This is a genomic window from Agromyces sp. GL_144, assembly GCF_057834305.1.
This window is the reverse complement of sequence record NZ_CM174399.1, coordinates 3,011,533-3,035,771: the sequence shown is the minus strand read 5'-3', so window position 1 is coordinate 3,035,771 and position 24,239 is coordinate 3,011,533. Positions and strand designations below refer to the sequence as shown.

Sequence of the window (24,239 nt, the reverse complement as noted above, 5' to 3'; positions counted from 1 at the left end):
CTCGTGCTCAGCCTACGCGGGCAGCCGCCATCGCGTCACGCCAACTCATGTCCCTCGCGGACTTCACGGCGCAGACCACGAGCAGCATCCAGCCGCCCTCGACGATGGCGAAGCTCTCGGCGAAGCTCGTCACGGCGATGATGACGAGCATGAGGGCCGGCCACAGGTAGACGACGCTGCGTCGGCCGGTCGCGAGCAGCCAGGCGCGCACGAGGGCGACGCCGATGAGCCCGGCGAAGAGCAGCACGCCGATGACCCCGACCTGGAAGTACACGTCGACGTAGGCGCTCAGTGCGGAGGCCTGCGGCCGGCCGATGGCGGCCTCGATCCAGACGTAGGGGCGGGCATCGGGCCAGGATCCCACCCAACCCCAGCCCTGCAGCGGGTTCAGTGCGAGGTAACGGGATGCCTCGCGCCACAGGTCGAGCCGCACGTCGAACTCCGCCCGCGCGTCGAGCAACTCGATGATGCGGAGGCGGAAGAGCCACACCGTGACGAGCACCGCGACGGCGGTGGCGAGTAGCCCGATCTGCCACCGCCAGCGTGTCGCGGGGGCCACACGGCGCAGCCCGTAGATCGCCGCCAGCGCGACGAGCGCGACCGCGAGCGCGATCCACGCGGTGGGGGAGCCCGAGAACACGATGCAGACGGCGGCCAGCACGATCGAGGCGATCGATCGGCCCCTCGAGAGGATGTGCGTGCGCCACTCGACGACGAACGTCAGCAGTCCGATGACCGCGATGAAGCCGAGCAGGTTGCGCGAGCCGAAGATGCCCTGGATGGGTCCGAGCAGGGCGATGTCGCCCTGTACGCCGATGAGCGGGATGGGCGTGTCGATGAGGATGCCCGACACGACCTCGATGAGCAGCGATGCCCCGAGGAGCACCCGGGCGACGCCGCCGAACGCCCGGACGATCTGGATCGTGTCGCGCATGAGGGCGACGTAGACGCCGAGGACGGCGAACAGCACGAGGTAGGCGACCCGCACGAGACTCATGACCCAGTCGTCGCTCCACAGCACGGAGGCCGCGCACCACCCGACGAACACGAGGATCGTGAGCGGCAGGATGCCGTACCACTCGACCGCCCGCCAGCGGGCGACGAGCGAGAGCGCGCAGAGCACGAGCAGCACGCCGAGCATCGCGAGCAGGCCCGGCCAGCCGATGAGGCTGCGGATGAGATGCGTCGTGAACGCCGTGCCGATGGCCGCCACCGAGAGGGCCTGGGCGAATCGCGCGGATCCGGCGAACTCGCGCAACTGCGTGAGCACGGGCGAGTCGGTCATGCGTCGGCGGGCGGAGTCGCGGAAGCGGGCGGTGTCGCGGAGGCCGGCGGCGCGTCCAGCGCCACGGCGCTCGAGCGCGCGGGTCGCGGCTGGGCGGGCAACGGGTCGTTCGACCACTGCCGGCGCTTGGTCGACCACGCGATCGCGATGAGCAGCAGCCACCCGGCCTCGATGAGGATGCGGCTCTCGGCGAGGCTCTGGCCGAGCAGCGCGACGAGCACGAGCAGCGGCAGCAGCGAGGCCGCCGAGTACGGGATCGGCCGCCCCGCGACATCCCGCGGCTGATCGACGGCGAGGAACCACGAACGCCAGAGTGCGCCGATGACGATGGAGGCGAACGCGATGATGCCGATGACGCCGAGCTGCATCCACATGTCGAGCCACGCGTTGTGCGCCTGCAGGTACATGACGCCCTTGCGCACCGCGAGGCCGTTGAACGGCTCGACCCACGGCACCCAGTAGCCGACCCAACCCCACCCGGCCACGGGCCGCTGCTGCGCCAGGTCGATGACGGCGTTCCAGATGTCGGTGCGGCCCGTGAGGTCTTCGCTCTTGCCGAAGAGCGAGAGCAGCCACCCCCAGGCGAACGCGAGCAGAGCGACGGATGCCGCGAGCACGGCCGCCGCCGTGATGTAGACGTGTCTGCGGCGCTCGGCTCCGACCCGGCGCGTCCAGAGCGCGAACCCGAGGGCAACGGCCACCACGACCGCGACGAGGATGACGGTGGAGGAGCGGGTCAGTACGAAGACGAGGCCGGCCGTCACGAGCCAGCCGATGCCGGGGCCGCGGCGCATGCTGCCCGCCGCGAGCAGGCAGCCGAACACGATGAGGCCGATGAGGGCGATCATGCCGAGCAGGTTGCGGCTTGCGACGATGCCCTCGACGGGGCCGCCCTGGAAGAGCAGGCCGCGCGACCAGTAGAAGGCCATCGGCAGTTTCTCGCCGGTGACCTCGAAGTCGGGGAAGTTCGGCAGCAGCGGCTCGCGGATGAAGATCGCGACCCAGAGCTCGAACGCGATCGAGAGCGCGAGGATCCACTTGATCGCCGACGCGAGCGAGGCGACGATGCGCGGCCAGGGCAGGCAGAGCACGAGGGCGACGGCGGCGAAGGTCGTGACGAAGCTGATCGCGAGTCCGAGCGCGGTCGCACCGGGGTAGAACGACCACGCGAGCGACAGCGCCGCGATGAGCAGGAACGCGAACGTCGACTTGGGCACGCGCCGCCAGGTCCACGTCGGACGGGTGTCGACGATGAGCAGGATGCCGCCCACGACGACGATCGCGACCGCGGCGCCGAAGCCCCACCAGCCCAGCAGGTTGCGCCAGAACTGCCCGGCGAACGCGGTGAACAGCACGAACGTCGCGTACCCGCCCGCGAGGGCGTGTCGGCGATCCGGGCTCATGCGCTCAAGGCTATCGCGTGCCGTGTCGCCGGCCGGTGACGACCGCGCAAGCCGGTGCGACGGATCCCGCCGTAGAATGACCCGAGTGTCCATTCGAGGAGCTGGTGAGGCCGTGAACCGAGCCGCTGAAGCAAGCGCGAGCATTCCCGAGGCACGGGTGAGCAAGGCCGGCATCGTGTGGTCGGCCGGTTCGAGCGACGCAGGTGTCGCCATCGACATCGAGATCGACGGGGCCAGGCTCTGGTCCGAGTACCTGCCCGAGCCGATCGCGGACGAGCACCGCCTCGAGTGGCCGCGTGCACTCGGCCCGTACCTCCGCGGCACCGGCGCGGTCACCGTTCGGGTGGCCGCCGACGGCTCTGCGATCGCCGCAGGACCGTACCGCCTCCAGTCGGGTCGCTCCGTCCGGAGCCTGCGGAGCCTCGCCGCATCGGGGACGATCGTCGACAAGTGGGGCAAGCTGGTCAGCGTCGCCAACCTGGAACTCCACCGCGTGCTGCTCGACGGAGCAGAGCGCGTCATCGCGGAACTGCGCGACGGCGGATACACCGTCGCGATCACCGGGGGCACGCTGCTCGGAGCTGTGCGGGTCGGCACGATCCTCGACCGCGACGACGACGCGGACCTCCTCCTCTATCTCGGCGAGGCGACCCCGACCGACGTCTCGATCGCGTCGTATCGGGTCGAGCGACTGCTCGCCGCACACGGTCACCAGATCATCCGCCACAGCGATGCGCACCTGCAGGTGATGCTCGCGCAGACCGAATCCGGCATCAGCGCGCATGTCGACGTGTTCTTCGGCTACCACGATCGCGGCGTCTACAGCCAGCCGATCCATGTGCGTGCCGACCTCCCCGTCGAGGCCCTGCTCCCGCTGACCGAGATCGAACTCGGCGGCCGCATGTTCCCTTCCGTCGCCGACCCCGAGGCCTGGCTCGCGGCGTGCTACGGGCCGGGCTGGCGCGTGCCAGACCCGGCGTTCTCCTTCGAGACGCCCATCGCCACGCGCCGCCGCTTCGAGAACTGGTTCGGCACCTACGACTTCACGCGCCACTTCTGGGAGGCGCAGGCGCGCACCGCCGGTATGCGGCCGACGGCGCGCGGCAAGGCCGACGTGCGCCTCATGCTGCGCCGCACCCGCCGCGGCGACGCGGTGCTCGACCTCGGTGCGGGCATCGGCGCGCAGTCGCGCGCGCTCGCGAAGCACGGGCGGGTCGTCACCGCCGTCGACTTCGCGTCGACCGCCGTCGAAGCCGCACGCGCGTCATCCGCCAGCCGCTTCAGTGTCGAGCGCGTCAACTTGGCCGACGGCCATGCCGTGCTCGAGCTGATCGAGCGTCACGGTGGTCAGGGCGACCTCAACGTGCTGCTCGGCGACGTGCTCGCCTACCTGCCGAAGGACTCCCGAGCGAACGTGTTCCGCTTGGTGCACGCGCTGATCGGCGCCACCGGAACCGTGGTGGCGTCGTTCCCCGATCGTGTCTCCACGAGGTACGAGCACCTGCGACCAGACACGTGGCATCTGCCGCTGTCGTGGCTGCAGGACGAACTCGCGCCGTTCGGCCTCGAACACATCCTGGTTCGGCGGGCGGTGCGCCGCACGCCCGTCGGCCCGCGCCGAATCGTCCAGGTGGGCATTCGGGCCGCCGCACCGCACCGACGACAGGAGAAGACCCTCATGACCCGCATCCGCAAGGCCGTCGGCGCACGCCGCACCGAGGCGACCGAGATCGTCGCCGAGCCCGATCGGGTCGCCGACCTCGAGGCGGCCGTGCTCGAACTGCGTGGCGAGATCGATGAGCTCCGCAAGGACTCCCGCCGCATCGCCGAGCTCTACGACCTCGTCGTCGAGCACCTCGGCACGTCTCGCCCGCGCGACTGACCGAAGGTCGCGGCGGCCGGGGCGACGGCTTGGAGTCTCGGGCCCGACTCCGGGTCAGGCCTTCGGGCCGGTGACCCGCACGTCGACGATCTGACCCGTGATGTCGGCTTCGAGCACGCGTAGCGAGGTGAGCGCGACGGCTTCGGGGTCGAGCAGGGTGCCGTCGGGTTCTTCGCCGAACGCGGCGGTGCGCATGGGTGTCTTGGTGCGCTGCGGGTTCAGGCAGTTGACGCGGATGCCGCTCTCGGCCCATTCGTCGGCGAGAGCCTGCGTGAGGTTGACGACGCCGGCCTTGGTCGCGGAGTAGAGGCTGTACCCGGCGCGGCCGCGGGTGTATGAGCTCGAGGTGAAGAAGAGCAGTTGGCCCTTGGTCTCGGCGAGGTAGCGGTGGGATTCCTGTGCGACCTTCGCCGGGGCGATGAGGTTCACCTCGATCGTGCGGCGGAGTCCTCGCTTCGAGGTGCCCACGAGGTGCGAGATGGAGAGCACTCCTGCGGTCAGCACCACGTAGTCGATCGGGCCGTGGCTCGCGGCATCCGCCAGCGCTGCTCGGATCTGCGTGCGCGACGTGACGTCGGTGCCGGTGGTGGTTCGGCTGTAGTTGTGCACGGTGGCTCCCGCGGCACGGGCCTGTTCGGCGATGCTCGCGCCGATGCCGTACGAGCCGCCGAAGACCACGATCGAGCGCCCGCTGAGGTCGAGTTGGTCGAGGTCGCCGGTGCTCAGCGCTGCTGACTGGAGCTGGAAGATCTTGTCGGCGATGTGGATGTCGAGCGGTTCGGTGACCTTCATGTTCTCGGGGGTGCCGAGCACGACCTTGATCGGCACGTCGGGGAGGTACGCGAAGACGACACCGCAGTCATCGGTCGCCGCGAAATCGGGGTCGCCGGCCGCGAGCTCGTACGCCCGGCGGATGGTGCCGAGCCGAAAGCCCTGCGGCGTCTGTCCGCGGCGAAGCTTCGAGCGCGCGGGGATGCCCGTGATCACGTTGTTCTCGTCGATCTCGATGATGGTGTCGGCCGACGGGATCGCCGTGTCGACGGCGTCGTAGTCGTCGAGGGCGGCGATGCATTCGCTGATGATGCGCTCGTCGACGAACGGGCGGACCGCGTCGTGGAAGAGCACCTTGACGTCGTCGTCGTCACCGAGTGCCGCGAGGGCGAGTTGCGTCGTCTCGTTGCGGGTGTCGCCGCCGGGCAGGATCGAACTGAGCTTGGGGAATCGTTCGGCGTCCTTGAGGTAGTCGAGTTCACGCACCGTCGCGGCGTTCATCATCACGATGATCTCGTCGATCCCGGGATGTTCCTGGAGGGCCTCGAGGGTGTGCTCGACGATCGCCTTGCCCGCGATGCGGATCAATTGCTTCGGCATGCCGAGGCCGACGCGGGTACCGACACCCCCGGCGAGGATGACAGCGATCGTTCGAACGTCGGAACTCAAGATTTCTCCTTCAGATAGCGCAACCTCGAAAGTCTACGTCGACCGGCGGGGGCGGTCCGTTTCATGCGTCACCGCGCGGTGCGAACACCGCATCGACGAAGCGGGCCGATGCGTGTCCGTCGTCGAGTTCCATGAACTCGCTGCGGAACCGGCGGATCGGGTCTTCGTACTTCGCCCGGACGCTCGGGAGACGCTGCAGCTCCGCGATGACCTCCGCGGTGGTCTCGAGCCACGGACCGGGGGCCGTGCCCTCGAACGGGATCATCGGTTCGCGACTCTCGAAGTAGCGATCCCGGTCGGGAACGAAGAAGAGCATCGGGTTGCCGGTGAGCGCGTAGTCGAAGCGCAGCGACGAGTAGTCGAGGATCGCGACGTCGGATGCGAGCGAGAGCTCCACGATCGACGGGTGGTCGGTCACGTCGAGCAGGTTCGCCCCGACGACGTTGTAGCCGACGCGGGAGTTCATCACGTGCCCGCGCACGAGGATGGTGTGGCTCGGCCCGAGCGCCTTCGCGATGGCGTCGAGATCGAGATCCTCCATCGGGCGGGCCCGGAACTCGTCGATCGACAGGTAGTCCCGATACGTCGGCGCGTACAGCACGACCGTGTGGTCGTCGGGAACCCCGAGCCGCCGGCGGGCGTCGGCCCGAACGGCGTGACGTTCGGGGGAGAGCAGCGCGTCGTTGCGCGGGTAGCCCAGCTCGAGCATCTTGCCCGACCATGGCCGGTCCTCCGGCAGGAACTCCTGGAGCAGCGGCGTCGCGTAGCGGGCGGGTGAGAGCAGGTAGTCCCAGTCGAGGGCGCGCTGCTCGAACGAGGCGATGCGCGCGGGCTGCAGCCGGCTGGCAGCCCAATGGCGTCGCCCGGCGAGCTTGAACGGATAGCCGTGGAAGGTCTGGATGAGCACCTGGCCCGGCTTCTTCTCGAACCAGTCGGGCTGGTGCACGTTCACCATGACGTACTTCGACTCGCCCAACGCCCTGAAGTGGTCTGCAGACTCCTCGAGGACCCGTTCACCGCCATCGGGGATGCGGACGGAATGATCCTTCACGGACCAGATCAGGCGGAGGGGGCTGTTGCGCCGGCGGAGCTCTTCGTGGACCGCAGCGGCGCTGTCGTTCGCGACTTCGCCGTAGAGGCATCGGAAGACGATCGCCCGCTCGCCGGGAGTTTCGTTCACCGTGAGCGCGGAAGCGGCTTCGCGGTGGCGCGCGACATTGTAGGAGCCGCGCTCGTCACCGGCCAGCGGGGCCGACACGTCGATGGCGAGGCGCCCGTCGGCGGTGAGCTGGATCCAGAGCCGAACGTGCTCGAGCAGACTGCTCAGCGGCATGACCTTCGAGAGGTCGCCCGAGACGGTCGGGCTGACGGTCGCGTGCGCATCCGCCACGCTGATCTTGTAGCTGTCGCTCGGCAGCGGCGCCGAAGGCTGTCCCCATGTCGAGGCCTGGAGCGGGAACCGCGCGTCGAACACGCCGTCTGCCACTTCGTGGACCGCGGCTTCGAATACGTGCTTCGAGCTCTCCATGCGCACGCTGAGACTGTCGCGTTCCAGTCCGGAGACGCGGACGCGGACGCGGATCGCCTCCTGGTCGATGTCGACCTCGATCACGTCGGCGCACAGGACGCGCTCCACCAGCAGGGCCGCCGCACCGGGCAGGTACCTGAGGCGGCCGCGGCCGATGTCCTTGCGGTCGACGGTGAGGAACCCGCCGACGCGCCGCTCGAGCGCCAGTGCCTGGTCCGAGGCCTGAGCGGCGCCGCGCAGTGGCACGTCCGTCGGAGCGGCGACCGGGACCCATCGTCCGTCTGCGCCTCGCGCCTCGATCTGCCAGACCCGTTGGGTGTAGCTCCCGCCCAGCGCGGCAGGCGGCTCGGCCGGGACGGTGATCGTCGCACGACAGACCCCCTTGGAATCCGGCTGGAGCGCGGTGACCGCCAAGGGGACCGTGAACCGGTCGTCGGTGCGGACGAGGGCGACGGCGTCGAGGCCCTCGCCGCGGATGCCCACCGTGACCCGGCGACGCGCGACCGTCGAATCGACAAGGACCGCCGGCGATTGCACCTGGACCGTCAGGAAGTCCAGGCGATCCGAGATGAGGTCGACGAGCACGCCGACCCGGGTCAGGCGGGCTTCGCTCTCGCTGCCCTTGCGATAGTCGTGAAGCCATCGCGAGCGCTCGACGCCATCGACGGTCAGCGTGAGCTCGACGTGATACGCGGCGGTGGTCTCCGGGAGATCATCGACACCGATCACCGCTCGGAAGTGGGCGCTTCGGCCGTCGACGTTCGCTGACGAGAGCCCGACGGTGTCGAGCGGGTCCGGTGCGAACCCGATCGTGACCGGGAGGCGTTCGCTCGTCTCCTCGCACACGAGTGCGGCCCGGATGCCGACCTCGTCGGCGGACGGGTCGACGCCGCTGATGACCGCGGATCCGTGGATCTCGATCTCCGTGTCGGAGGTCCACTGCACGCTGTCGACCCGTGATCGGATGCGGGTCTCGAAGTCGCTGAGCTCGAGCGTCGAGTCGTCGATGCCGACCAGGTGGGACCGCTGCGGGTACTGCACGAGCACCCGATCGCCGTCGACCCGCGTGGGGTACACATCGAGACGGTACCCGCCCTCGAGCAGGAAGCCTTCCAGGTCGGCGCGCCGACCGGCGGCGACGAGCGCGTACGCCACCTTGTTGCGGGACGAGACCTGCTTCCAGATGCCCGGATAGTGTTCGGCCTCGTCGAGGAAGTACCGCACGGCGTCGGCGTAGGCCTGCCATTCCTCGTCGGTGGAGGCGGGGAGCAACGGCACCATGTGCGAATAGTCGTTCGCGAGCAACTGGGTCAGACGAACGCGCCGGGCCTCTTCGAGCCCGGCATCGGCGAGGGTCTTCAGCGATGTCGAGGCGGCAAGCAGGTGATCGTCGGCATTTCGGACCGCGAGCGCGGCCTGCGAGATCGAGGAGCCGTCGTCGCGGACGCGCCAGTTCACCGTCGGCTCGGTGAGGACGTCGATGCCCGAGGCGAGCGTGTAGGCCTTGGTCGACACGGCCTGGTCCTCGTAGAGGACGCCCTCGGGAAAGGCGAATCCATTGCGCTCCCAGAAGTCCCGTCGATAGACCTTGCTCCAGGCGACCGCGTTCACCTGGATCTCGGGGAAATCGGAGAGCAGGATGCCGAGCCGCTCGGTCTCGTGCGCCCGGTAGATCCACGGACCCGCCGGATGCTCGAGGTTGCGCACCAGGCGTCGGTACGGCGAGACGGACATGTCGGAATGCGACTCGCGCATGGCGTCGATGACCGGGCGGAACGAGTGGCGCGCAACGGTGTCGTCGCTGTCGATGAAGGCGATGAACTCCCCGCGTGCCAGGCGTGCACCCGCGTTGCGTGCGGCTCCGAGCCCTCGGTTCTCCTGCCGGATGAGTCGGACCCGCGGGTCGCGGCGGGCGATCGACCTGGCGATGCGGCCGCTGTCGTCGGTGCTGCCGTCATCGATGACGATGACCTCGATGTTGCGATACGTCTGCCGCTGGATCGACCCGACGGCCTCCTTGAGGTACGGGGCGACGTTGTACGTCGGCACGACGATGGAGAGCAAGCCGGAATGCTTCGATCCCGGGGTCAGCGACAGCGCTGCCCGGCGAATGCCGCCCTCGAGCCACGAGCGGGCGGCACGCGCGGATTCGCGTGCCGGGAACAGTCGTTCGCTGCCGAGCAACTGCAGCATCGAGTACTTGAGATCCAAACGGAAGTCCTTAAAGGGGTGGAACCGCGCAGGAGCGCATCTGGTCATCTTCAGATACGGATTCGAGGACCGCAACTGCGGGCTCGATCGATCTCGTCGATTCGGCAGGGTGCCGAGGAACGGGCCCGGTCACCGGCTACTGGGACATCCAGCGGACCTCGTCGACCCAGTGGGTGCCGCCGAGCTCGAGGGCCTTCACATCGCTGTCGACCATGATCTGGGCCAGTTCGGGAGTCTTGACCTGCGGCTCCCAGCCGAGCTCGCGCTGTGCGAGCCCGAAATCGCCGATGAGGGCGTCGACCTCGGTCGGGCGGAGGTAACGCTCATCGAACTTCACGTACTTCTGCCATTCCAGTCCGAGGCGGCCGAACGAGAACTCGAGGAAGTCCCGCACCGTGTACGCGGTGTTCGTCGCGACGACGTAGTCCTGGGGCGTGTCGTGCTGGAGCATGCGCCACATGGCCTCCACGTACTCGGGCGCATAACCCCAGTCGCGCACGGCGTCGAGATTCCCCATGTACAGCTCGGACTGCACGCCGGCGGCGATCCGCGCGGCGGCCCGGGTGATCTTGCGGGTCACGAACGTCTCGCCACGCCGGGGGGACTCGTGGTTGAACAGGATGCCGTTCACGGCGAACAGGCCGAAGGCCTCGCGGTAGTTCTTCGTGATCCAGTACGAGTAGACCTTGGCCGCGCCATAGGGCGAACGCGGGTAGAACGGCGTCGACTCGTTCTGCGGCGGCGGCGTGGCTCCGAACATCTCCGAGCTGCTCGCCTGGTAGTAACGACAGTCCAAGCCGGCGAGCCGAACCGCCTCGAGGAGTCGGACCGAGCCGAGACCCGTCGTATCGCCGGTGAACTCGGGCTCGTCGAAGCTCACACGCACGTGCGACTGCGCCGCGAGGTTGTAGACCTCATGCGGCTGGATCGCATCGAGGAGCGTGACGAGACGCGAACCGTCGGTCAGGTCGCCGTAGTGGAGGGTCAGGCGGACATCGGGCGAGTGCGGGTCGGCGAACAGGTGGTCGATCCGAGTCGTGTTGAAGGTCGACGCACGACGGATCAGCCCGTGGACCTCGTAGCCCTTGGCGAGGAGGAGCTCCGCGAGGTAGCTTCCGTCCTGGCCCGTGATCCCGGTGATGAATGCGCGCTTTGCGGCTTGTTCGGTCATGTCGACCTCGTGCTTTCTACTTGGAGGTTGCGTTCCACGGGATCAGCCCATGAGCGGGCGTCGGTGCTCGGCGCCGACGGAGCTCATGGGCGCTCAGAGTGCGGCGAGCGCGGAGTCGAGCAGTTCGAGCTCACGCTCGATCGGGTAGTGGTGGTTGCCGACGAAGAGCCCGTCGTCGTGCACCTTGTCGGCGGCCGGCAGCGAGTCGGGCACCACCGCATCGAAGTACCGCATCACCGGATTGCGGGTGAAGTTGCCGGCGACGATCGGGCGGGACTCGATGCCCTGTGCCGTCAACGCCCGGACCACATCGGAGCGACGCCCCGCGAGTCGGCCCTCGAGGATGAATGAGAAGCCGAACCAGCTGCTCTCGCCGTTCTCACGCTGGATTCGGAGGTCTTCGCGGCCGCCGAACCGGTCGGTGAAGACGGCTGCATTCCCGCGGCGACCCTCGACGATCGAATCCAGCTTCGCGAGTTGCTTGCGGCCGAGGGCGCCGGACATCTCGAGCGGGCGCACGTTGTAGCCGGGCAGCACGAATCGGAACAGGTCGTCGAAGTGGTCGCCGCTCTTGGGATGGATCAGGTTGTCGGCCGGGAGCTCTCGCGTCCAGCCGTGCGCCCGAAGCGAGATCATCGCCTGGTACATGTACTCGTCGTCGGTGGTGATGAGGCCACCCTCCATCGTCGAGATGTGGTGCGAGAAGAACGAACTGTAGGTTCCGGCGAGGCCGAAGGTGCCGGCGTGCCGGCCGTCGATCGCTGCGCCCAACGCCTCGCAGTTGTCCTCGAGCAGCACGATGCCACGCGCATCGGCGAGGGCGCGCAACCCCACGAGATCCGCCGGATTGCCCAGGAGGTTGACCGCGAAGATCGCCTTCGTCGACGGCGTGAGGGCTTCGGTGACCGCGTCCAGGCCCATGTTGAGGGTGTCGATGTCGATGTCGACGAACTTCAGTCGCAGGCCGAGCTGGTGGATCGGATAGTAGGTGGTCGCCCACGACACGGCGGGCACGATCACCTCGTCGCCCGGGCCGAGATCGACTTCGGGATCGAGGACCGCTGCGGTCAGGGCGATGAGGTTCGCGCTGCTGCCCGAATTGACCATCACCGAGTACCGAGCGCCCAGTGCTGCGGCGAACTCCTCCTCGAACGCCCGGACCTCGGGCCCCATCGTGAAGCGCCCGCTGTCGATCACCTTGTGGAGGGCGTCGTATTCGGCCTCATCCCAGGTCGACGTCGCCAGGGGGAAGTTGGTCTTGGTCATTGCGTCGTCCGTGCTTTCAGTCCGTGAGCGAGTCGAGGTATCCGCGGTAGGTCTTCGCCATGCCCTCGGCCAAGGTGGTGCTGGGCGCCCAACCGAAGCCGGCGGCCAACGAGGAATCCATCAACTTCTGGTGCATGCCGGCGGGCTTCGACGGATCGGTGATGAGTTCGGCGTCGTGGCCGACCGTCTCCAATGCCGCGCGATAGTAGTCGGCGACGCTGTGATCGTCACCTTGACCGACGTTCATGAGCGCGGGCCAGTCAGCCATCTCGTCGAGCGCCGAGACCACCCATGCGGCGAGATCGCCGACGTACGTGAACTCGCGGCGCGCCTTGCCGTCTCCCCAGACGTCGATCGTGTCGAGACCGCCGATCTTCGCGGCATGCGCCTTCGCGATCGTCGCCGCGACGAGGTGGCTGCGCTGGGGAGAGAAGTCGTCACCGGGGCCGTAGAGGTTCGAGGGGATCACGACCCGGTAGTCCCAGCCGAGCTGCTGTGCGACGTACTCGCAGTACCTCGACGCCGCGATCTTGGAGATCGCGTAGCCCTCGTTCGTCGGCTCGAGCGGGGCGGCGAGCACATCGGACTCGACGAGGGGCTGGCGGTAGTCCTTCGGGTACATGCACGAGCTGCCGAAATAGAGGAACCGCTCGATGCCGGAATCGTGTGCGGCAGAGAGGACGTTCGCGTCCAGGCGCAGGTTGTCCATCAGGAATCCGGAGGGATCCGCGACGTTCGCGGCGATCCCGCCGACGCGGGCCGCCGTATGGATGACGAGGTCGGGCTGCACGTCGCGCATGATGCGATCGACGGCGCTGCGGTCGCGGAGGTCTCCGTCGGCGCGAGCGACCGGCACCAGCTCGTCACGGCGTCCGGCGGCACGCCACTCGTTCGCAATGGCCTTGGCGAGCATGCCGTTGCCGCCGGTCAGAAGTACGCGCATCACGATTCTCCAGTTTCAGGTACGTGCCGACTGTCGTTCCGCGGGCACCGGCGGGCTGCCGTGACGAGTGTAGTGGAACCTCATCGGAGAGCCCCGTGGATCCACGGGCCCGATGCGCTCGTGTCGGAACGGCGGCCTTCTCTGCCGGCCTCCTCCGCTCGAGTCGGGGTTCAGTACGATTGCCAGATGAGCGCTCGCCCTGCTGCGCCCCGAGGAGGAGCCATGGTGCCCACTGATCTGACCGTCGCGATGGCCGGCCCCGGTGAGGTCGTCGAAGGCGGGCGCCGCATCGAGGGCATCACGCTCCAGCTCTTCGGCGGCGGCCTCGTCCCGGTCATCGACCTCAACCTCGAACGCGACTTCTCCGTCGTCTCGCGAGTCACCGGCATCTCGCCCCTGACGGCGGCCGCGCCGCGCGACCCGGCGATCGCGTCGTACGCGGAGGCCGGCCACGCCGCCACGCCAACGCGGCTCGACGTGCTGAAGGGTCTTTCGGCCGAGTTCGAACGCGCGCAGGCCGACTACCTCATCATCGACAATTCGGCGGCTGCGAGGGGCATCGTCGAAAGCGGTGGCAGCTGGTACACGACGGGCATCGATCAGAACTCCCGATTCGCCAAGGAGATCCTCGCACCGCTCGAGGCACGGGGGCGGGAGATCCGGCCCTACGACCCGTCCGCGCCGAAACGCCTGTTCGAGGCGTACGAGCGATTCATCGACGAGGTCCTGGCGCGCTACCCGAGCGATCGGATCATTCTCGTCACCGCGCACGTCTCCGATTTCTTCTGGGACGGGCTCGCCGTTCGACCACGCGCCGGTCGGCGCGAGCTGCGATCGGTTCGGACCCTGCTCGAGCGCCTCGACGCACGGTTCGCGGAGCGCACGGGTTGCCGTCGCGTCACGCTCGCCGCCGAGTTCCTGCCGCATCGCGACGGCGCGACGACCGATCTCGCCCTCGGAGCGGACTTCGGCGCGGCTCTCGAGGGCGCGGTCGCGGTCATGTGCAGGGGCGACCGCGCGGGCGACTCGACCGAAGAAGATTCGATCGGGTCCGGCGGCGACTCGTCCGCGTTCACGGAGTGGGCGCATCGCGTGCTCGCACGAGGCAGGAGGCCGAGGCCCAGTAGTGCGCAACGCCGCCTCGCGGCGCTGGGCGACGACGTCTCCATCGCCGACCTGGTCGCGATCGCCGGACTCGTCGGTGCGGCTCCCGACCTCGATTGGTCGGATGTCGCAAGCACCATCGTGACCGGTGCGAACGCCGGCGTTCGCGGTACGCACCGCCGCTTCGAGCAGAACAGGTTCACGCTGACCGGGCATCGTCACGTGTTCGGCGCAGACCTCGAACGGCTGGAGACCCCGAACAGGGTCGTGCTCCGCCTCGCCGACCGCTGGTATCTCGATGTCGATCCCGCTGCCGAGACGCCGATACGCGTGCGCCAGTACGGCCACTCGTCCGGGTGGGACGCGCGACGCTACGTCGACGACGGCTACGTCTGCTCGATCCACGAGATCGAGCATGCGCTCGAGAGCTGGTGGATGTATTTCGAGCGGGCGCGTCGAGGCGACTCCGCCCCGTTCCGACTCGATTTCGCCGAACGTGGTGCATTCGCCGAGTCCATGCTCTTCGCCGACTATGCCGACCTCCTCGCCGATGAGCAGGTCGTGATCACCGTGGAATCCGAGCTGCCCTCCGATCTGGAATGGAAGGCGAAGGTCGACGCGGCCTTCCTCTTCGATCCGAGCGCGCGGGTGTGCTGCCTCCGCAGCGGGTTCGGCGACCAGCTCTTCTACTACGTGTACGCGCGTGATCTCGCAGATCGGCTGGGGCTGCGACTGTACGTCGACGACCTTCTGTTCGACAACGACGAGATGCTTCCGACGACCCCGCACCTGCGCCCCGACATCCTGCCGATGGTCCGGGCGGAGGGCGTCTTCTCGGAGCTGTTCTCGCACCGCCTCCGGCGCGCTCGGCGACGCGACAACCGGCACCGCAGAGACAACCGCAGCGAGTACCACGACTTCGGCCTCGAGGAGATGATCCTCGCGACCGACCGTATGCACTTCAAGTGCTGCGTGGACCGCAACGACCTCCCGACGAGCCTGGCGGTTCAGGTCGTCGACCTCCCGGGCATGGAGCGGATCATGGCGAACCCTCCGGGAATCCTCTTCCTCGACGTGCTCGCGAAGGGCGGGTTGCTCGGCTACCAGTTGCTCCAGCAGAAGCCGCTCTGGGAGACGGCGATCAACCTGCCGCAGCTCACGTCGCAGACCTCGGAGTCGATCGCGGCTCGAATGCTGGAGACCGACGCGATCGTCGTCCACATCCGACGCGGTGACCGGGTCGCACTCGGCATCGCCGACGGCGACCAGTACTATCGGGACTTCGTCGTCCGGGCGGCGGCGCTCGACGAGTACACCGACAAGCACTGGTTCGTCTTCTCCGACGACCTCGACTACTGCCGTGCCCACTTGACCGAACTGGGACTCGACCTGGCCGGCACGGACATCACGTTCGTCGAAGGCAACGACCACTTCGCCTCGGTCGACGACTTCCAGCTCATGTCGCTCGGAAAGGTCGTCGTCTGCGGCAAGAGCGGCTTCTCGGCGTGCGCGGCGATGATCAGCACGCGGGTCGAGCACATCTTCGGCACCGGCTATTCGCTCGAGCGCGGCGGCGACTCCTGGCGGCGCGAAGTCGGCGCCGCCGGGTAGGCGAGCAACGCAGGGCGTCTTTCGGTCATGAGCGGTGATCGCGGCGATCTTCGGCGACCCCCGAAGGGCTGGTCAAGGTGAATGACTGATGAACACTCTCCCTTAGAATTGGCCAGTTCCCTCCCCAAGTTCGGAGTCTTTCTCAATGCCGTTGTCCCATCGCGACCGACGTATCTGGCTTTTCAACGCCGCAGACTACTCCGGGAATCCAAAGTGGCTGCTCGAGTACGTGATGAAGTATCGCAAGGACATCACGGCCTACTGGGTCACCAACGATGCGCCGACGCGAGCGCGGCTCAAGCAGCTCGGCGTCAATGTGATTCCGTTCAGTGGTGAGGCGAGCGCCCGCATTCAACGGCGCGCCGGCGTCTTCGTTGTGAACCAGGTGAAAGAGAAGATCCCGACTGCGATGACGGGCATCGTTCTGCTGAATCTCTGGCACGGAGTCGGCGTGAAGAGCGTCGAGCGCCGCATGACGGACGGCTTTCTCCTGCCGAGGATTGCGACGAAGTACATTCGGAACAACAAGGCGTACCGCGATACTCAGCTCCTCCTCGTGTCCTCGCCGGCCATGGAGGCGCACTTTGCGACCCAGATCGGCTTCACTGAAGACCAAGTGATCCGCGCGGGGTACCCACAGAACACCTATCGCCGAGTGCACGGTGCGATGAAGACGTACGAGCACGATGTGCGTTCCGGACAGGGTGTGTCGAGCGACACGAGGGTGCTGCTGTACGCCCCGACATATCGACTTGCAGACAACGCCCAGTTCATTGCTCGCGCGCTTCCCGACATGCCTGCCCTTCTGGAGCGGCTCGAGTCGAATGACCAAGTCCTGATCCTGAAGATGCACCCTCAACTGGAGCAGGACCGCGCGTACCAGGAGTTGAAGGCGCGATACAGTACCCACCCGCGACTGATCTTCTGGGAGCCCGGTCGCGACGTCTACGAGGTGTTCGGTCAGGTTGATACCGCGATCGTCGACTACTCGTCAATCCACTACGACCTCCTCGCGGCAGGCGTCACCTCATTCATTCGGTATGCATTCGACCTGGACGAGCCGACGGCGCTCGAGCCGAGCCTGAATTACCTGGACTACTCTTGCGGCGCGATCGCTGCGGACTTCGACGCACTGCTGGAAAGACTCGGCACCGACAACACGGTCGAGCCAGCGGAGCTCGAACGACTCCGTGAGTTCTTCTGGGCGTACGACGATGATGAGTCACTCGAACGCATCGTGCAGCACGCACTCGAGTACGAGGTGAAAGACGTCGCCCTCCCGACGCTCTACTCGTTCGACATCTTCGATACGCTCATCCACCGACGATCCGTGACACCCGGTTCGATCCACGCTGCAGTACGCCAAGAGGCCGAGCGATCTGTCATACGTTTCCCGGCGACCCTGCTCAGTCGGTATGTCGAGATCCGTATGAACGCGGAGCGCGCCGTTCGTGAGAGCCGACGTAAAGACCCCGCGAACGAGCGGGCGAAAACCTTCGAGATCACATTCAACGACATCTTCGCGCGCCTGGCGGTGCAGTTCGACCTCTCGGAAGCACAGGTCGAGCAGCTCCAGGCGTGGGAACTGCAGTACGAGTACGCAGCCTGCATACCCGACGACGAGAACGTGGCTCGCGCGCTCGAGTTGCTGGAAGCGGGCGAGACGGTCGTCCTCATCAGTGACATGTATTTGCCGAAGGACGTCATCCGCAGCCTCCTCGCCAAGGCTGACGAGCGACTCTCGAAGCTGCCGATGTACCTTTCCAGTGACTTCGGAGTGCAGAAGTCGACGAAGGAACTCTACGTTCGCGTGTTCGTGGACCTCAGTTACGATTTCGCCGAGTGGATCCATACCGGTGACAACGGGCACGCAGATGTGGCCATGGCAGGGCAACTCGGAATCACGACGAACGCGTTGGAGACGCCATCCTTCTATCCGTACGAGAAGCACCTGCTATCGGAGGCGCGGTCGTACGATGCTCATCTCTTGGCGGGCCTGATCCGGGAAGTTCGACTTTCGGGAGCATCCGAAGTCGAACTGTTCGCATACCGAACAGTCAGCCTCTACCTGGTCCCGTACGTCAACTGGCTGCTCGATGATGCTGTCGCTCGTGGATACGAGATGCTCTACTTCATTTCGCGAGACGGTCATCACCTCAAGCGGATCGCTGACGTCATCATCGAGACGCGTGGGCTCCAGCTCGAGACGGCGTACATCTTCGGTTCACGCCGTGCCTGGCGGCTCGCCTCGCAGTCGGGTGGAATCGACGACGACACATTCGCTCCGCACGGGAGTTTCGGTGGCATTCGAACGTTCGCGAGTCTTGTCGAGACGAGTCGGCTGGGCGAAGAGGAGCTTCTGCTGCTCTTTCCGGAGTTCGAATCCCTTCGGTCGGTGGAGCGCTTCGATGCACAGACCGCGGGCCAGGCGGTGCAAACCCTCTCCAGCTCAGCGGAATATCGTGCGAGGCTGGCAGCTATCGCCGAAACGGATCGCGAGATTACGGTCGAGTACCTGCGCCAGGAGATCGCGCTGGATCGCAAGATCGCATTCGCGGAGTACTGGGGGCGCGGTTATACGCAGGACTGTCTGGTGACACTCCTTGCAGATGCGAACGGTTCGGCGCTCGATGTGCCGTTCTACTATGCGCGCAGCATCTATCCGAGCCGCGGCGCTTCGATCCGTCACAACTTCACTTCGGCGTCGTACTCGTTGCTCCTCATCGAGGCGATCTTCGCGAACCTTCCGTACGGCACGACGACCGGATATCGGCGAGACGACGACGATCGTGTCGTGCCCGTTTCGGCGGCGCGCGAGTACTCACACGAATTGCTGGAGGCGATGGAGAAGATGCTTCCGAAGTTCGCTGCCGAGTATGTCGGCCTCGACTTCATTGATCCTGATCGGATGAATCGCGATGCGTTCCGATTCGGGTTCGAGCACTTCCGGGCGCATCCGACCAACCCGCAGTACGTGAACTTCCTCGCGCCACTGCGTGATGCAGTGGAGCTCGGTAGCGTCGAACGAGAGTTCGCACCCAAGTATCGAGTCGTCGATTTCATCGCATACCTCCGAGGGAAGCCCGTCGGAGAGATCACGAGATCACTTCCGCTCAGCCTCGCGCGCGCGACCGGACCCGCCCCCACGCTACTGAAGATGCAGATGCGCATCGGGTTCCGTCGTGTCTTCAAGCGGATTGGTCGGTGGCTCTCCGCACGAGTCCCGGAACCTCGTGCGGCGATCGTCCAGCCGCCATCGAGCAATCCTCCGATTCGCGCCGAATCCGAGATCCGGGCGCTGAGCGCGATTCATTGAACTGGTGAGCTCGCTTCGCGACCGCTCTGCACGAGCGCAGACCTGACATCGATGCTCGCTTAAGATCGAGGGATGGTCGTTGTCGATGTTCTCCGCCCCTATCACGATGAGCGTGGAAACCGCATCGAGTACGGCGGCCCCGAGCGCACGAACGTCAAGATCGTCTTCAAGGGTGAGAACAACGTGCTCACGGTCGAGGACGGCGCGAAGCTCGGCAGACTTGCCATCGAGTTCGATTGCAACAACGGGCTGGCGCACATCGGTGCGAGCTCGGGAGTTCCGGCATTCTCGGCGACGATCCGCATCGGCGAAGACGCGAGCGTGATCATCGGTCGCAACGTGTCCACCACGGCCACGTGCGGCATCTCGTCGGTTGAAGGAACGCGTGTCGTGATCGGCGACGATACGATGATCGCCTCCGGCGTCCAGTTGCGTGCAGACGACGGTCATCCGATCTTCGACGTTCACAGTGGGCGGCGCGTCAATGTCTCGCGCGACATCGTCGTCGGGCGACACGTCTGGCTCGGGTTGAACTCGATGCTCCTCGGCGGCGCGCGAATCGGCGACGGGTCCGTTATCGGCCTCGGCAGCGTGGTGAAGCGACGCATCCCGAACAACTGCGTCGCAGCCGGGTCACCCGCGAAGGTGGTACGCCGAGACATCGCGTGGGAGCGTCCCCACCTCTCACTGGTCCGGCCGTTCTACAAGCCGGATGCCACCACCGTGAGCCGCTCCGAGTACTGGAACCCGACCCGTGATGATGCCGCGGACACGGAGCAGGCGCCACAAAGCGTGCGCAGGAACGCGGGCCGGATCGGGCGGAGTCTCGCTCGAGTCGGCAGGGTCTCGAAGGGCGTGGCCCTGCGCGCCGTGCCAGGGCGCCGGCATCCGCTCGTGAGCGTCGTCGTTCCCTTCCACGACGTGGAAGGCTACTTGGGCGATGCGATCGAATCCTTGACCGCGCAGACGCTTCGTGACATCGAGATCATCCTCGTCGACGACGGGTCCACTGACCGGTCCTCGACGATCGCGAAGCGGCGCGCGTTGACAGACCATCGCATCACGGTCCTTCGCCAGGACAATCTCGGTGTCGGGCCCGCGCGCGAGGCAGGTATTGCACGTGCTCGCGGTGAGTACCTCGCCTTCCTCGACTCCGATGACGTGATGCCCCGCGAGGCGCTGGAGCTTCTGGTCGCATCGGCTGAGGGCAACGCTGCTGAGATCGCTGTCGGAGCCTTCCGGCGATTCGACAGCAGGCACGTATGGGTCGCCCCATGGGTCGGCGACGTTCATCGCGCACCGCTCGAGGGGACGACGCTGCGAGAGCACCCGGAACTGCTCCGGAACAACTATCCGTGCGGCAAGATCTTCAGACGCGGTTTCTGGAAGGAACAGGGACTCCACTTCAGAAGCGACGCCATCTACGAAGATCAGCCATTGATCGCCCAGATGCTCATGAGGGCCGCCCGCATCAACGTCCTGACCGAGATCTGCTACGACTATCGGGCCCGCGACGATCGTTCGTCGATCAGCCAGCGGCCAGAGGAGATCCGCGATCTCCAGGACCGCGTCGAAGCATGGCGCCTGAGCCTGGCCGCGCTCGAGGCTGAGAAAGCGCCGATCGAGGTTCTGCGTGGCTGGTATTGGACCATCTATGCCACCCACATGCACTGGTATCTCGACAACGATGCGGTCGTCGACGAGGCATATTGGTCGACGCTGCGTGATGCGGCGCAGTATCTGCGCTCGCACGCGCCCGAGGGAGCATCCGAGCGCGTTCCTGCGGAGCGTCGTGCAGCCCTGGCCCTGCTCGAGGCGGATCGAAGAGAGGACCTGATCGACTTCCGGCGCCGCGGTGCGTACTCGGATTCCTCGCAGTTCTTCGAATCTGCTTCGCCTTCCGGCCTGAGATACGACTTTCGCGTCGACGTACCCGAACGCGCCGCGACGACCGAACCCCCCGGCGTTCGGCTCATTCAGCATGTGGAGGGCGGTCGAGTCGCAGACGCTCCGAATGGCGCACGGATCCAGCTGCGCGGAGATGTTCGGTTCGCCGGCGTCCCGACCGGTGCCGAGGGCACCATCACGATTTCGGTCGTGGGCGTCGACGGGATGATTCTGGCGAGCACGTCACCGGATCGTCATCCTGAAACGGGGGTGTACACCGCTTCCCTCGATCTCGACCTGCAACGGCAGGCGACGTTCACGCTTCAGATCACACTGGAGTCGAACGGCCTCCTCCGCCGCGAACCGATCGGGCATGCGGCGCTCGAATGGCTGAATGCCGGATCGCGCACGTACACGTTGGCCGGTGGCGCGAGGGTCGAGCTTCGTGCCGACCCGAATCCATATGTTCCGCTCGCGATCGAGGTCACGCCGGCCGGCCGGGGTTGACCACCACCGGCCAAGCGTCGGATGCGGCCCGAACGCCGACGTCCACGGTCGGAACTCTCGTGCCTGCCGCGACGACGGCATCATAGACACGCTCGGCATTCCGTCCATCGCGTACAGGGAACGTGGACCGGGCACGCTCGGCATACTGGGGGAGTGCGCCGTCCAGCACGGCAGCCAAGGCGGACACGGTCGCGTCGGCGTCCTCGGTGACCGGACCGAATCCGTGGGTTTCGTAGTCGAAGTATCCGGGTCGTTCGGTGTGTTCGACCCAGTACGTCGATCGGTCGAACTGCATGTAGACGACAGGTCGCTCGAGGAACGCGAGGTTGAAGGCGATCGACGAGTAGTCGGTGACCAGCACTGCGGCCCCGGCGACGACCTCTTGGACGTCGTCTTCGCCGTACCGGACGATGCGGACTTCCTCGGGAAGGTCGAACTCCTCGAGGTAGTGCTGGATGTTCGGGTGGGGCATGAAGACGAGTCGCAGTCCACGGCTTCGTGCGAGTTCGTGGAGTGCCGGGTCCGTCACGAACGCCTTCCACGTGCGGGCGAACTCGCTCTCCATGAACGTCGAGCTGTGGGCGTGTCGTTGGGATCGCACCGCGAGGCTGGTCGAGAGCGACTTGCGCCACGTCGGCGCGATCACGATGTCACGGGGCTCGCCTGACTGCGCAGATGCCTTGCGGAGAAGTGCGTCGAACCGCGGCAGACCGGCGAGCCTCACCTCGCGTTTGGAGAACTTGTAAGGACCGTCTCCGCCGATGTACTCGTACTCGTCGGGCGTGGACGTGATGAACGTGTCGATCCGCTTGCCGTTGAGCCAGCTCGACAGGTCTCCCTTGATGACGCCGTGCTGGAGGAACGTGAATCGCCAGGGTTCCCGGCCGTACCGACGGCGGAATGGATTGACGATGGGGGCGTCGACATGACTCGAGATGAGTTCTGACGCGAGCAGCATCAGCACGCGATACTGTCTCGAGCCGTAGGCGACGAGTCGGAAGCCATCTTTCGAGAGACGCTGCCAATCGGGGGAGGTCTCGCTGAGCACGAACCAGGCGTTGGTGTTCGGTCGGTTGGCGCGTATCCAGCGGTAGAGCTCTTCGCCGCTGTCATTGGCATCCCACTCGCGATCCATGATCGCCCACGCATCCAGGTAGCGCTTGCGATTGCGCGGCAGCCGGAGTTCGATGGCGACGGCGAGGTCGGCGAGCGCCCACTTGACGCCGTGATGGCGAAGGCCTCGAAGCGTGTGGCCGCCGAGAGAGCGGAGCAGCCGCAAGAGCTTCACGCGAGGACGGAACAGCGGTGGCGTCGCCTTCGCCGCGGCGACACGGATCGCATCGACCGTCTCCGGCAGGATCGCGTCGCACGTCGACCCGTCCAACTGCGAGACCACCGGGGCGTGCACCCCGTCCAACATGAACGAGACCGTGCCGTCTGCGGGTACCCAGGCCAGGTACTCGGCGACTCCGGGTCGGCCGAAGATGGTGCGCGAAACGACCACCTCGAATCGAGGATCGATCGGAGCGCCATCGTGTCGAACTGCGATGTCTGGCCGGTCTCCCGTGAAGATGAATCGGACACGGACCAACCCTCGGGCTTCGTCGACTTCATCGATGTTGATCGGGAGGTGAGCGTTGATCGAGCCGATGCGGTGTGCGAGTGAGAAGCGCAGGAAGAGCGGGAACTTCATCAGATCGAACTCGAGGATCGCGTCGGGGTCGAGCGCGGCGACGACGCGGTCGACGTCGGCCGTGAACGCCGCGAGCGTCGGGACGGGAACGCGCGCCGACGCGCTCAGGTCTCGTTCGTCGACCAGCATGAGCCACAGGAGGTCGTAGACGATCAGCGTCTGGAGCCACCTGGGGACGGAACCGAGGACGGTCAGCGCCCGCTCCACGAGCGGCAGGTATCCGTGGGTGGCGACTGATGCGTACGTGCGGGAATCACTTCGAGCTTGTTGCACGCTCGATGAACCGTCCGCGCGGCGGCGATAGTAGTAGCGTGCATCCACCGCGAGTCCGATGACGGCGCGTCCGGCTGACAACAAGTAGTCGCAGACGAACTTGCCGTCTTCGAAGCGGGTGCGGAGTCGATCGTCGAAGCGAAGACCATGCTCGCGAACGATGTCGGCCCTGAAGAACGACAGCGGTGCCTGCCCGCTGATGAAGTTCGGCTGCTCATCGAGATCCACGACGACGTCGCCACTGCGGAACCGGAATGCCGTGGGGTGCGTGTCGGTGCGCGAACCCGTCGTCTCGTTCCACATGATCGTGTGACCACCGAACATCGTCGGCGCGACATCGCGCGAGGCGTCCATCAGGTTCGAGATCGAAGCGAAGTACGCAGGGTCGAGCACGTCGTCGGGATCGACGAACGTGAGCCATTCGCCGGTCGCCGCATCGATGCCGGCATTTCGTGCCGACCCTTGCCCGGCGTTCGCCTGGGTCAGGACGCGGACGTTGGGAAGCGCGGCGCCGAACTCTCGGCACAATTCGAGGGACTCGTCCGTCGACCCGTCGTCAACGAGGATGACCTCGATGCGCTCGAACCCGTACTCCTGTGCGAGCAAGGAGTCGAAGAACTCCGGCAGATACCGCGCCACATCGTACACAGCGGAGACGAGCGTGAAAGTGAATGGCATCCGACTGATTATAGGTTGGAGCCAGGGCCGATGCTGAAGCT

At 66.5% G+C, this 24,239-nt stretch carries 12 protein-coding genes; 4 read left to right on the top strand and 8 right to left on the bottom strand.

The annotated features are described in order from the left end of the window. Window positions 1–7: 7 nt before the first annotated feature. Together AC3IPY_RS13895 and AC3IPY_RS13890 are read right to left on the bottom strand one after the other, a co-directional pair. Window positions 8–1,285: an O-antigen ligase family protein gene (locus tag AC3IPY_RS13895; RefSeq protein ID WP_489184866.1), complete on the bottom strand. Its 1,278-nt coding sequence runs from the start codon at window positions 1,283–1,285 to the stop codon at window positions 8–10. Continuing rightward, window positions 1,282–2,688 (bottom strand): O-antigen ligase family protein, encoded by a 1,407-nt coding sequence (locus AC3IPY_RS13890; protein ID WP_489184865.1) that lies wholly within the window; start codon window positions 2,686–2,688, stop codon window positions 1,282–1,284. Before AC3IPY_RS13890 ends, AC3IPY_RS13895 begins: the two co-directional genes overlap by 4 nt. 112 nt (window positions 2,689–2,800) lie before the next feature. On the opposite strand from AC3IPY_RS13890, the gene AC3IPY_RS13885 reads away from it, so the two are divergent. Continuing rightward, window positions 2,801–4,570, top strand: a complete 1,770-nt coding sequence (locus AC3IPY_RS13885; RefSeq protein ID WP_489184864.1) for a class I SAM-dependent methyltransferase — start codon at window positions 2,801–2,803, stop codon at window positions 4,568–4,570. A 54-nt stretch (window positions 4,571–4,624) separates the two neighbouring features. On the opposite strand, the gene AC3IPY_RS13880 is transcribed toward AC3IPY_RS13885, so the two are convergent. From AC3IPY_RS13880 to AC3IPY_RS13860, 5 genes are all read right to left on the bottom strand, one after another. After that, the gene (locus AC3IPY_RS13880) at window positions 4,625–6,010 is read right to left on the bottom strand and encodes an SDR family NAD(P)-dependent oxidoreductase (RefSeq protein WP_489184863.1); all 1,386 of its coding nucleotides are present in this window, start codon (window positions 6,008–6,010) and stop codon (window positions 4,625–4,627) included. A gap of 61 nt (window positions 6,011–6,071) precedes the next feature. Next, window positions 6,072–9,797, bottom strand: coding sequence for a bifunctional glycosyltransferase/CDP-glycerol:glycerophosphate glycerophosphotransferase (locus AC3IPY_RS13875; protein ID WP_489184862.1), 3,726 nt, complete (start codon window positions 9,795–9,797; stop codon window positions 6,072–6,074). Between the two features lie 88 nt (window positions 9,798–9,885). Beyond that, complete coding sequence (gmd, locus tag AC3IPY_RS13870; protein WP_489184861.1) at window positions 9,886–10,920, bottom strand: GDP-mannose 4,6-dehydratase; 1,035 nt, start codon at window positions 10,918–10,920, stop codon at window positions 9,886–9,888. Between the two features lie 93 nt (window positions 10,921–11,013). After that, window positions 11,014–12,186 (bottom strand): DegT/DnrJ/EryC1/StrS family aminotransferase, encoded by a 1,173-nt coding sequence (locus AC3IPY_RS13865; RefSeq protein ID WP_489184860.1) that lies wholly within the window; start codon window positions 12,184–12,186, stop codon window positions 11,014–11,016. A gap of 16 nt (window positions 12,187–12,202) precedes the next feature. Continuing rightward, window positions 12,203–13,099, bottom strand: coding sequence for an NAD-dependent epimerase/dehydratase family protein (locus AC3IPY_RS13860; RefSeq protein ID WP_489184859.1), 897 nt, complete (start codon window positions 13,097–13,099; stop codon window positions 12,203–12,205). A gap of 216 nt (window positions 13,100–13,315) precedes the next feature. On the opposite strand from AC3IPY_RS13860, the gene AC3IPY_RS13855 reads away from it, so the two are divergent. The 3 genes from AC3IPY_RS13855 to AC3IPY_RS13845 all read left to right on the top strand — a co-directional run bounded on the left by AC3IPY_RS13855 (window position 13,316) and on the right by AC3IPY_RS13845 (window position 21,554). Then, window positions 13,316–15,844, top strand: a complete 2,529-nt coding sequence (locus tag AC3IPY_RS13855) for an alpha-1,2-fucosyltransferase (protein WP_489188338.1) — start codon at window positions 13,316–13,318, stop codon at window positions 15,842–15,844. A gap of 145 nt (window positions 15,845–15,989) precedes the next feature. Next, complete coding sequence (locus tag AC3IPY_RS13850) at window positions 15,990–19,160, top strand: CDP-glycerol glycerophosphotransferase family protein (RefSeq protein ID WP_489184858.1); 3,171 nt, start codon at window positions 15,990–15,992, stop codon at window positions 19,158–19,160. A gap of 72 nt (window positions 19,161–19,232) precedes the next feature. Next, window positions 19,233–21,554 carry a glycosyltransferase gene (locus AC3IPY_RS13845; RefSeq protein WP_489184857.1) on the top strand — a complete coding sequence of 774 codons (2,322 nt, stop codon included), beginning with the start codon at window positions 19,233–19,235 and terminating at the stop codon, window positions 21,552–21,554. Here AC3IPY_RS13845 and AC3IPY_RS13840 read toward each other — a convergent pair. Continuing rightward, window positions 21,532–24,198: a bifunctional glycosyltransferase/CDP-glycerol:glycerophosphate glycerophosphotransferase gene (locus AC3IPY_RS13840; protein WP_489184856.1), complete on the bottom strand. Its 2,667-nt coding sequence runs from the start codon at window positions 24,196–24,198 to the stop codon at window positions 21,532–21,534. The genes AC3IPY_RS13845 and AC3IPY_RS13840 overlap by 23 nt on opposite strands. Window positions 24,199–24,239 lie beyond the last annotated feature (41 nt).

Excerpts from the sequence above, each read along its gene's own strand:
- AC3IPY_RS13845 (WP_489184857.1), top strand. The coding sequence starts at position 19,233 with ATGGTCGTTGTCGATGTTCTCCGCCCCTATCACGATGAGCGTGGAAAC.
- AC3IPY_RS13840 (WP_489184856.1), bottom strand. The coding sequence starts at position 24,198 with ATGCCATTCACTTTCACGCTCGTCTCCGCTGTGTACGATGTGGCGCGG.
- AC3IPY_RS13890 (WP_489184865.1), bottom strand. The coding sequence starts at position 2,688 with ATGAGCCCGGATCGCCGACACGCCCTCGCGGGCGGGTACGCGACGTTC.
- AC3IPY_RS13865 (WP_489184860.1), bottom strand. The coding sequence starts at position 12,186 with ATGACCAAGACCAACTTCCCCCTGGCGACGTCGACCTGGGATGAGGCC.
- gmd (WP_489184861.1), bottom strand. The coding sequence starts at position 10,920 with ATGACCGAACAAGCCGCAAAGCGCGCATTCATCACCGGGATCACGGGC.
- AC3IPY_RS13875 (WP_489184862.1), bottom strand. The coding sequence starts at position 9,797 with ATGACCAGATGCGCTCCTGCGCGGTTCCACCCCTTTAAGGACTTCCGT.
- AC3IPY_RS13895 (WP_489184866.1), bottom strand. The coding sequence starts at position 1,285 with ATGACCGACTCGCCCGTGCTCACGCAGTTGCGCGAGTTCGCCGGATCC.
- AC3IPY_RS13860 (WP_489184859.1), bottom strand. The coding sequence starts at position 13,099 with ATGCTCGCCAAGGCCATTGCGAACGAGTGGCGTGCCGCCGGACGCCGT.
- AC3IPY_RS13855 (WP_489188338.1), top strand. The coding sequence starts at position 13,316 with ATGAGCGCTCGCCCTGCTGCGCCCCGAGGAGGAGCCATGGTGCCCACT.
- AC3IPY_RS13850 (WP_489184858.1), top strand. The coding sequence starts at position 15,990 with ATGCCGTTGTCCCATCGCGACCGACGTATCTGGCTTTTCAACGCCGCA.